A 9,805-nucleotide genomic window follows, 5' to 3' on the forward strand; every position below is an offset into this window, starting at 1 on the left:
TACTGCACCGGGGACGGTGTGGGAGAGTAGGTCGCCGCCGGACAATCTTTCATATGAAGGCCCTCACCTTTCGGTGGGGGCCTTCGTGTTTTCCGAGGGGGTTCCGGAAGGGGCCTGCCGGGAAAGCCGCGGTACGCCTACGGAGAACCAGAAGCCCCGGCCGATGGGCGGTTTCAAGGGGTCGTCGCAACACCGTTGGTGTTCTAGGTGGTTAGTAGATCACGCAAGCGCTCGGCTGGGGTGTCCCAGTCGAGCGTTTTGCGTGGGCGGCCGTTGAGTTCTTGGGCGACGTGTTCGAGGTCTTCGGGCCCGTAGACGCTCAGATCGGTACTTTTAGGGAAGTACTGCCGCAGGAGTCCGTTGGTGTTCTCGTTGCTGCCACGCTGCCAGGGCGAGTGCGGATCGCAGAAGTAGACGGCCATGTCGGTGGCGAGGCTGAACTGCTGGTGGCGGGCCATCTCACAGCCCTGGTCCCAGGTTAGCGACCCGCGCAGATGGGCGGGCAAGGTCGATATCGTGGCGATCAGCCCGTCGCGGACCTGCTCGGCGTCATGGCCGCCGGGCAGATGCACCAGCATCGTGTAGCGGGTGGTCCTTTCGACCAGCGTGCCGATCGCGGACTGGTTGTTCGCGCCGACGATGAGATCGCCTTCCCAATGCCCGGGGACGGCACGGTCGTCGACCTCGGCGGGCCGGTCGGCGATCATCACCATCTCCTGCACGAACCGAGGCTGCCGCTGGCCGGGCCGGCGCTGCGGTTTACGGCGGGTTCTGCCGGTCCGCAACGCCTTCTGCACCTCGCGTTTGAGGCCGCCACGGGCCTGGAAATACAGGGCCTGGTAGATCGTCTCGTGGCTCACACGCATGCTCTCATCGTCGGGAAAGTCCTTGACGAGCCTGCGGGAGATCTGCTCGGGAGACAACTTCCGTTCCAGACCTTGTTCGACCTGCTCGCGCAACTCCCCGTTGTCTACCAGCTTGGAGGTCTTGGGCCGGGCCCGCCCGGCCACGGCCGTCCGGTGCGCCTGATAGGGCAAGTAGACGCCCTCGACCAGCCCTGCCCGACCAGCTCGAGAAACCGCAGCCTGGCCGCTTCTTTACCCCAAGGCACTTTCTCAGCCGCCATCACCCCGGCCTGGACCAGGATCCGCCGAGCCGCCGAATGACTCAGCCCCGCGGCCTTCGCAGCGCCATTGACGCTCCCCGAGTCGGCGAACACCGCCAGCACCCGCCCCCGATGCTCATCGGTGACCACGGTCTTCGCCCGCCCCGATCCCCGACCGCGGGCCTGCAAGATTGCATAAGCCCTCGAACACGAGATACCTAGCGACACCGTCGCCGACCGCACCGAAGCCCCAGCATCGACGAGCCTCAACAGCTCATCCCACTCCGCGCCAATCCCCTCCGACAACGACATGGTCGTCGCAACTCCTCAGATCGAGATGTTGCGACGACCACGTGAACCCAAGATGAGGACCGGGGCTTCTCGCGTTGGAGCGCGGTTCGTCAGGGCGTGATGAAGAGGGCGTCGCCCACGGTCCGCTCCGCGCCGTCCGAGGGCCGGTTGACGGGCTTGTGGCCGACGACCATCACGCTGGAGCCACCACCGTCGAAGTTGATGGCCTGCTTGGCGCCCAGCCACCGCATCAGCTGGGCAGCCTCCACCATCGAGGCGCCCACGGAGACACCCGGGTTGCGTCCGTCGACCGTGGCCAGGATCAGCCCGCCCGACTTGTTGACACCGACCATCGTGCGCGGGTGGCGCCGGAGCATCATGTTGATCGAGGCATGTCCGTCGGCCGCCGCGGTGATGCGCACCCGTCCGTTCCTGACCAGCCCGACCCCGCCGCCCATGATGTAGGTATCCGGGGTGAGCGGTATCGCCCGCTGCGTCCGCAGATCGATGACCTTGGTGTCCAGCTTCATCCAGGTGCCCTGGGTGTGTTCCTGAAGCCAGACGGCCGCCAGTCCGGTGCCGTGGAGCACATAGGTGCCCCGGGAGACGATGCCGCCGGCCTGACGGACCTTGACGACCTGGCCCTGGGTGTCGACGACGACCTCGATGCCGCCGTCGGTGGCCGTCCTGCTGCCGAACTCCTCGGTGTAGAGGACGAGCTCGTCGCTTCCGGCGGCCCGATTGATGCCGTTGACCTCGGCCTTCGTGCCGTCCGAGGAGATCGCGGTGACCTGGGTCCGCAGCTCGGTGATCCGGGCCTTGCGACCCTGGGTGATGACGAGGCCGCTGCGGCCGGGCACGGCCTCGCTGAGCAGCCTGCCGCCCACCACGGAGACACCGACCGGGTCGCCCTGGAGGGCCTTGGCGGTGTGGATGTTGAAGAAGCCGCCGTTGACCCCGGCGATGGCGCCGGTAAGTTTCGACATCGAGCTGGTGGTCTCGCGCTTGGCCACGCTCTTGCCGACGCTCGTCTTGAAGGATCCCTTGAACACCTTCGGGTCGACCATCAGTACGCGCATGTTCCAGGGGCCGGTGGTCTCGGTGCCGTCGTCGCCGAGATAGTCGGTCTTGGCCCGGATGCCCTGCTTCTTGAGTTCCTTCACGACCTTGTCGGCCTCGGCCCGCTTGCCGAACGACCACAGGCCGATCCTGACCATGTATCGCTCCACAGCCGGGGCGTCCGCTGCGGCGGGCTGCACGATCCGCAGGATGCTGGGAGTGAACCCCGCCGCCTCCACGGCCTCGGCGACCGTCTGAGCGGTGTCCAGGCGACCGTCGTCGTGACCGTTGGGCATGAGGGCGGAGACTGTCCAGCCCTGCGTGGACTTACCGTGCTTCACATTGAAAAGATCAATGCCCGGTGCCACACTCTGCTGGTCTTTCACCGTGGCCATGCTCACGCCCAGTGGGAACGCGGAGGAGGGGAACCCCGAACCCGCCTGCTCGGCCTCAGCGGGAATCGCTGTGGCGGTGAGTGCTAGGGCCGTGAATCCGGCGACAAGGCGTCGCGACATGTATATCTCTCCCCGTTGGTCTCAGAGTTCGTGCACCATCGTGCCGAGATCTACGGGGCGAGGGGAGCGAAACACGTGAAACATCCCAAGAAAGTGTTGTTGCGCACGCAAGATCATGTCGTCCGAGGGAGAATTCACCCGCCTGTGACGGCCCCGACCGGGTCAACGGTCCTGGTCAATAAGGATTAGTCCCTGGCCGTTTCGTTGCGACGGCGAGAATGCGACGCTACGGTGCAGTAGGCCGCATTTCCTCAGATCAAGCGGCACATCTTTCCGAGAGGCAGCCGTCATGGGGCTGAGCATTCTCATCGTGATCATCGCAAGCGTGATCCTGGGTGTCATCCTCGGGGCGATCCTGACGCGTCCGCGCCGCTGGGATCTCCACATCTGCGCGGATGACCCTGTTCAGATGGACATCGCATCCGACAGACACGGTTAGTGCAGACGCAGTTGGTTCAAGTACGAAGTCGGTTCGACAAGCCCGGAAAAGACAGATCACCGCACACGGTCGCCGCGGGAAGCGGTGGCCGCGGTGAACGGGCGGACAGTCGCGGATCGTACGGAACCCCGGTTCCGTACGATCCGCGACCTTGATCCGGTCAGCCCATGCAGTGGTACACCTTGCGCAGGGTCTCGTGGACGATCCAGACGGTCTTGGCCCCTTCGGCGAGCAGGCAGACCGAGCCGGGGACGAGTTCGAGGGTGGTGCCCCCGTCGACCTCCAGTGTGGCGCGGCCGGACAGGACCACGAACATCTCGTCACGTTCCACATCGGCCACGGTGCCCGGCGTGATCTCCCAGATGCCCCGGCTCTGCCTGCCGTCCGGAGAGGACCACAGCTCGATGGACGAGACGCGCGGGGAACCGGCCAGGATCTGGTCGGCTTCCAGCTCGTCCGGTGAGAGCTGCACGTCACCGGTGGGGACGGAGAACGCGCCGGCAGCGGTGGTCATCCGGGCCAGGTCGGCGGGCTCTGGGATGAGAATGTCGGGCATGGGGACCTTTCAGGGGCGGGGATTGTCTCTCCGGAAGGACTCCAGCGCCAGGAGGGCGACATGGAGGGAAAGACAGGACTCGACATCGTCCAGATCGGTGTCGAGGACGCGTTCCAACCTGTGGAGACGGTCGTAGAAGGCGGGGCGTGACAGATGCGCCCGCTGAGCGGCGAGGGCCTTGTTGCGGCCCGCGTTGAGGTAGACCCGGAGGATGCTGGTGAGATCGCCGCCGCGTTGGGCGTCGTGGGCGAGCAGCGGGCCGAGCTCGCGTTCGGCGAAGGTCTGCAGCCGTGCGTCGTCGCGGAGGAGGTGGAGCAGGCCCCGCAGGCGGAGGTCGGGGAGCCGGTAGAAAGCGCGGCCGTCGGGCTGTCTGACGGCCACGTCGGCGACCTGCTCGGCCTCCAGGAAGCTCCGCCGCACGTCGCGGACCGACTCGACCATGGAACCCGCGGCGAGGATGAAGGGGTTCGTGAAGGCCGCGCGCAGGTGGTCGGCGAGCGTGGTCAGTGCGGATTCGGGGAGGACACGCGGCGGCAGGGGGAGCAGGACGCCGACCCGGTTCTGGTCCAGGGCGCCGATCAGGGCGGGAAGGCGGGCCTCTCGGCAGGCGGCGGCGGCCGCGTCGCCCAGTTCGGCGAGCTGGGCGAGTTGCTCCTGGCCGTCCATCGGCTTCTCCGCCGGCTCGGCCAGGCGCAGCACCACGCTCATGAGCCTGCGACCGGTGAGCGGCACGCCGACCGCGCGGGCGCGGGCCGCGGCCTCCTCGGGGTCCGCGTACGCGTGGGTCAGGATTCCAGTGATGATCGTGCCGTGTGCCTGGCGCTCCAGTGACTCCTGGTGGCGTTCCAGCAGGCGGCCCAGGGCGAGGGTGGTCGCGGCGCGTTCGGCGAGCACGATGTCGTGCGGTCCAGGCTCTGTGTCACAGAGCAGGATCAGGCGGCCCCAGTCCTGGCCCCGGGCGCCGACCATGGTGACCAGCCAGCCTGAGGCCGCGTCGTAGGCGGTCCGCGGGTGGGGTGCCACCGAGCGGGAGCGCGTCTCCCAGCCCGCCAGTAACGTGCCCGTGTCACGTCCGGCGGTGTCGCATGCCAGGACCTGGTGGGCGAGGTTCTCCAGCAGCGCGGGGCGTCCGGACAGCCGGGTGACCTGGCCGAGCACCCTCGCGGGGGAGGCGCCCTCGACCGACAGCTCGGTGAAGACCTCGTGCAACTGCTTGGAGGCGCGGAGTTCCTCCAGCTGGATGTCGATGATCCGGGCGTGCACCGACTCGGTGATCTGCACGAACGGTGTCTCCATCGCCAGGGTCACCAGGGGAAGGCCGTGCGCCTCGGCGGCGTTGATCACGGCACGGGGCAACTCTTTGATGAACTTGCGGCCCAGCTCCACGATCAGCCCCGACGCACCCACGGTGGCCAGTTCGGCGACATAGTCGGCGAGCTTGTCGGGGTCGTCGGGCAGGGCTATGCCGGTGGTGAGCACGAGCTCACCCCCGCGTAGCAGGTGGGCGATATCGGTGACCTCGCCCACGTGCACCCAGCGCACCCGGCTGCCCAGCCGGTCAGCCCCCGCCACGACCTGTGGATTGCCCCGGCGAACGGTGTCCAGGGCGAGGACGTCGGCGACTGTAGGGAGCACACACAGAGAGTATCTGATCAGAATGTAAGTACGGGTGGCCCTCCTTTTACATGCTGTTTACCTGCCATCCGCGTTCCTGCGGTAATGGGCCCGCGGCACCGTCCGCCCGGGGTCGCTACTGAAGGCCCGGCCGCGGGGGCGGTGTCGCGCCGGGGTCCGCCGAGGCCGGTGCCGGCGCCGAGGCCGCGCGGTTCAGGCGGGCTTCCAGACCGTCGAGGAGGCAGGTCAGGCCGAACTCGAAGTTGAGCGCCCTGGTGGTCTCGACGTCGATCTCCCGGAACTCGGCGTATCGGGCGGCCAGTTCGGGGTGGCCCGCCGCGGCCTTCTCCACCAGCGGGTGGAGGGCCGCGTTCAGCTCGTTGGACCCGAGGCCGGTCCGCCCCATCATGGTCCGCCAGGAGATTTCGGGCATGGTGACCCCGGCCACGTAGGCCATGAGCGTCGAGGCGGCGTAGTCCTGGTCGAGGTCACGGAACCCGGCGTGGCCGAAGGTGGCGACGAGCCGGGTCATCAGCAGTATCGCGTTGGGGCCGATGCCGGGGACGGTCCCGACGAGGTTGATCACCCAGGGATGGCTGAAGAGCATCTGGCGCATGCTGTACGCGAAGGAGGAGGCGGAGTCGCGCCAGGTGGTCTCCCGGGCGTCCAGGACCGTCAGCTCGCCGTAGACCTCGTCGAGGACCAGTTCCAGCAGCTCGTCCTTGTTCGCCACGTGCCAGTAGATGCTGGTGGCCCCCGAGCCGAGCCTGGCGCCCAGGCGGCGCATGCTCAGTGCGTCCAGCCCCTCCGCGTCGAGCAGTGCCATCGCCTCGCGTACGATCTGCGCGCGATCGAGCCCCGGGCTCTTGGCGGTGCGCGGCTCGCGTGTCCAGACGGAGCTGAAGTGCTGTTTCACGCTCCAAGCATAAATCCGATAGTACGTCGTGCGAGCTTGTCGTACATTGTGCGAGTGGAATCGAACACTGTACGAGTCGAACGCGATCCGAGGCGCTGGTGGATCCTCGGAGTGCTCTGTCTGAGCCTGCTGGTCCTGGTGGTGGACAACACGGTCCTCAACCTGGCCATCCCGGCGTTGATGGTCGACCTGGGAGCCACCCCGGCGGACATTCAGTGGATCATCGACGCCTATGTCCTGGTCTTCGCCGGGTTGCTGCTCACCTCGGGCAGCCTGTCGGACCGCTACGGCCGTAAGCGCTTCCTGATCATCGGCCTGTTGCTGTTCGGCGGTGCCTCGCTGGTCGCCGTGCTGGTCACCGAGCCCTGGCAGCTGATCGGTGCCCGCGCGCTGATGGGTGTCGGCGGCTCCATCCTGATGCCGAGCACCCTGTCGATCCTGATCACCGTCTTCGACGAGGAGGAGCGCCGCAAGGCGATCGCCGCGTGGAGCGCGGTGGCCATGGTCGGTGTGATCGCCGGTCCCACGCTGGGCGGTTTCCTGCTGGAACACTACTGGTGGGGATCGATCTTCCTGCTCAACGTGCCCGTCGCGATCGTCGCCGTCATCGCGGCGGTGCTGCTGATGCCCGAGTCGCGCGGTCCGGCGAGAAGGCTCGACCCGCTCGGCGTGGTGCTGTCCACGGCCGGCATGGGCGCCCTGGTCTACGTGGTCGTCTCCGCCCCGACGACGGGCTGGACCTCGGTGGAGTCGCTGACCGCCGCCGGCGTGGCGGTGGTCGCGCTGGGGGCGTTCGTGATCTGGGAACTCAGGTCGGAGCATCCGATGCTCCCGCTGGAGCTGTTTCGCGACCGGAACTTCAGCGGCGCCTCGTTCTCGATCGTGCTGATGTCGTTCGGCACGGGCGCGCTGCTGCTGATGCTCACCCAGTACCTGCAGTTCGTGCTGGGCTACGGTCCCATGCGGGCCGGTCTCGCGCTGCTGCCGTACGCGGTGGCCGCCGCGCTGTTCAACGCGGTCGGCGCCGGGCTGGGGCAGCGGGTCAGCAACCGGGTGCTGGTCGCCGTCGGCCTCGCCGTGATGGCGGGCGGCTTCGGGGTGCTCGCCTTCATGACCGCCGACACCGGGTACGGCATGTTGATCACTGGTCTCATGCTCATGGGGATCGGCGGCGGCCTGGCGGGTCCCGCGGCCTACGCGACGCTGATGGGCGCGGTGCCGCCCGCGCACGCCGGTGTCGGATCGGCGCTCAACGACACGGTCCAGCAGGTCGGCATGGCGCTGAGCATCGCCGTGCTGGGCAGCGTGCTGGCCGGGGTCTACACCTCGTCGATGCCCGCGGACGCCCCGGCCGCCGCCAGGGAGTCGATCGGAGAGGCGCTGCGGCTGGGGGATCCGGGGGTGATCGGGACCGCGCGTGAGGCGTTCGTCTCCGCCATGTCGTTCGGCTCCTGGGTGGGGGTCGTCTTCACCCTGGCCGCCGCCACGCTGGCGTTCCTGGTGCTGCGGCCCGCGCCCGTGGTCACGGCCGCCTCGGAGGCCGACCTGGTGAAGACCGAGGGCTGAGGGGTTCTCCGGCCGATCCGTCCGGACGGATCGGCCGGTGACCCGGGCGTACCGACCTGACAGTGTGATGGGTTTGGTGGCTATGTGCCGACATGTTGCCGGTATGAGGTGGTGGCCCCGAGCGGTGATACTCGATGTATGTCGGACCTCCTTGCGCGCCATCGCGCGGTAATGCCCAACTGGCTGGCCCTCTACTACGACGAGCCCATCGAGATCGTCTCGGGCAAGGGCAACCGGGTAGTCGACGCGTCGGGCAAGAGCTACCTCGACTTCTTCGCGGGCATTCTGACCAACATGATCGGGTACGACGTGCCCGAGGTGCGGGAGGCCGTGGAGCGGCAGCTCGCCACCGGGGTCGTGCACACCTCCACGGTCTACCTGCTGCGCGGTCAGGTCGAGCTGGCCGAGAAGATCGCCAGGCTCTCCGGCATCCAGGACGCGAAGGTCTTCTTCACCAACTCCGGTACCGAGGCCAACGAGGCCGCGCTGTTGCTGGCGACCTACGCGCGCAAGTCCGACCAGGTGCTCGCCATGCGGCAGAGCTACCACGGCCGCTCCTTCGGCACGATCGGCGTCACGAGCAACCGCTCCTGGAAGAACAACTCGTTGTCGCCGCTGAACGTGCACTTCCTGCACGGAGCCGACCGGCACCTCGCCCAGTTCCGCGGCCTGTCCGACGCCGGCTACATCGAGGCCTGCGTCGACGACCTGCGCCACGTGCTCTCCACGGCCGTCGGAGGCGACGTGGCGGCGCTGATCGCCGAGCCGATCCAGGGCGTGGGCGGCTTCACCATGGCCCCCGACGGGCTGTTCGCCGCCTACAAGGAGGTCCTCGACTCCGAGGGGATCCTGTTCATCTCCGACGAGGTGCAGACCGGTTGGGGCCGTACCGGCTCGGCCTTCTTCGGCATCCAGAACCACGGTGTCACGCCCGACATGATGACCTTCGCCAAGGGGCTGGGCAACGGCTTCGCGGTGGGTGGCGTCGTCGCCCGGGGTGACCTGATGGACAACCTGCACGCCGTCGGACTGGCCACCTTCGGCGGTAACCCGATCTCCATGGCCGCGGCCAACGCCACCCTGGACTACGTCCTTGACCACGACCTGCAGGCCCGTGCCGCCAGGACCGGCGCCCTGATCATCGACGGGCTCCGCGAGGCCGCGCCGCGCCTGCCGATCGTCGGCGACGTCCGCGGCAGGGGCCTGATGTTCGCCGTCGAGCTGGTCGACCCGGCGACGGGCGAGCCCTCCCCGGCGCTCGCCAACCGGTTCATGGAGGAGAGCAGGAAGGCCGGCCTGCTGGCGGGCAAGGGCGGGCTGCGGGGCAACGTGCTCCGGATGGCTCCGCCGCTCACCCTCACCATGGAGGAGGCCGCCGAGGGCCTCGGAATCATCGTCACCGTGCTCGAAACCGTCAACGCCGAGGTCGCCTCGTGAAGAACGTCACCCACTGGATCGGCGGGAGCCCCGTCGAGGGCTCCGGCCGTACCTCCGAGATCTTCAACCCCGCGACCGGGGAGGTCGCGGGACAGGTCCATCTCGCGTCCGTGGCCGAGGTCGACGCGGCCGTGGCCGCCGCCGTCGCGGCCTGGCCCGCCTGGCGGGACACCTCGCTGGTCAAGCGCTCGCAGGTGCTGTTCCGCTTCCGCGAGCTGATGTACGCCCACCGCGACGAGCTCGCGGCGCTGATCAGCGCGGAGCACGGCAAGGTCCACTCCGACGCGCTGGGCGAGGTCGCCCGCGG

At 68.1% G+C, this 9,805-nt stretch carries 8 protein-coding genes and 1 pseudogene; 4 read left to right on the forward strand and 5 right to left on the reverse strand.

Features of this window, described 5'->3' with window-relative positions:
- Positions 1–203: 203 nt before the first annotated feature.
- Both AB0K21_RS44430 and AB0K21_RS44435 read right to left on the reverse strand, forming a co-directional pair.
- Positions 204–1,049: pseudogene (locus AB0K21_RS44430) on the reverse strand (IS30 family transposase); the annotation flags it as partial.
- Between the two features lie 457 nt (positions 1,050–1,506).
- On the reverse strand, positions 1,507–2,970 hold the full coding sequence (locus tag AB0K21_RS44435) for a phosphodiester glycosidase family protein (RefSeq protein ID WP_364159209.1): 1,464 nt from the start codon (positions 2,968–2,970) through the stop codon (positions 1,507–1,509).
- A 289-nt stretch (positions 2,971–3,259) separates the two neighbouring features.
- Between AB0K21_RS44435 and AB0K21_RS44440 the strand changes: the two genes are divergently transcribed.
- A complete protein-coding gene (locus AB0K21_RS44440; RefSeq protein WP_157594876.1) occupies positions 3,260–3,409 on the forward strand; it encodes a hypothetical protein in 150 nt (49 codons plus the stop codon).
- A gap of 160 nt (positions 3,410–3,569) precedes the next feature.
- Here the strand turns inward: AB0K21_RS44440 and AB0K21_RS44445 are convergent, their stop codons facing one another.
- From AB0K21_RS44445 to AB0K21_RS44455, 3 genes are all read right to left on the reverse strand, one after another.
- A complete protein-coding gene (locus AB0K21_RS44445) occupies positions 3,570–3,965 on the reverse strand; it encodes a cupin domain-containing protein (RefSeq protein WP_343982759.1) in 396 nt (131 codons plus the stop codon).
- Positions 3,966–3,974: 9 nt separating this feature from the next.
- Positions 3,975–5,600, reverse strand: coding sequence for a PucR family transcriptional regulator (locus tag AB0K21_RS44450; RefSeq protein ID WP_343982756.1), 1,626 nt, complete (start codon positions 5,598–5,600; stop codon positions 3,975–3,977).
- A gap of 115 nt (positions 5,601–5,715) precedes the next feature.
- Positions 5,716–6,495, reverse strand: a complete 780-nt coding sequence (locus AB0K21_RS44455; protein WP_364159214.1) for a TetR/AcrR family transcriptional regulator C-terminal domain-containing protein — start codon at positions 6,493–6,495, stop codon at positions 5,716–5,718.
- Positions 6,496–6,549: 54 nt separating this feature from the next.
- Here AB0K21_RS44455 and AB0K21_RS44460 point away from each other — a divergent pair, with 54 nt between their 5' ends.
- From AB0K21_RS44460 to AB0K21_RS44470, 3 genes are all read left to right on the forward strand, one after another.
- The gene (locus AB0K21_RS44460) at positions 6,550–8,061 is read left to right on the forward strand and encodes an MFS transporter (protein ID WP_343982750.1); all 1,512 of its coding nucleotides are present in this window, start codon (positions 6,550–6,552) and stop codon (positions 8,059–8,061) included.
- Positions 8,062–8,199: 138 nt separating this feature from the next.
- Positions 8,200–9,498 (forward strand): aspartate aminotransferase family protein, encoded by a 1,299-nt coding sequence (locus tag AB0K21_RS44465; protein WP_343982747.1) that lies wholly within the window; start codon positions 8,200–8,202, stop codon positions 9,496–9,498.
- Positions 9,495–9,805: aldehyde dehydrogenase family protein (locus AB0K21_RS44470; protein ID WP_364159218.1), on the forward strand; the 311-nt coding region annotated here is incomplete at its 3' end. The genes AB0K21_RS44465 and AB0K21_RS44470, both read left to right, overlap by 4 nt.

Source organism: Streptosporangium sp. NPDC049248 (assembly GCF_040678965.1).
GTDB classification, from domain to species: Bacteria; Actinomycetota; Actinomycetes; order Streptosporangiales; family Streptosporangiaceae; genus Streptosporangium; species Streptosporangium fukuiense.

Coding starts and splice junctions, on each gene's coding strand:
- AB0K21_RS44435 (WP_364159209.1), bottom strand. CDS start 2,970: ATGTCGCGACGCCTTGTCGCCGGATTCACGGCCCTAGCACTCACCGCC.
- AB0K21_RS44440 (WP_157594876.1), top strand. CDS start 3,260: ATGGGGCTGAGCATTCTCATCGTGATCATCGCAAGCGTGATCCTGGGT.
- AB0K21_RS44445 (WP_343982759.1), bottom strand. CDS start 3,965: ATGCCCGACATTCTCATCCCAGAGCCCGCCGACCTGGCCCGGATGACC.
- AB0K21_RS44465 (WP_343982747.1), top strand. CDS start 8,200: ATGTCGGACCTCCTTGCGCGCCATCGCGCGGTAATGCCCAACTGGCTG.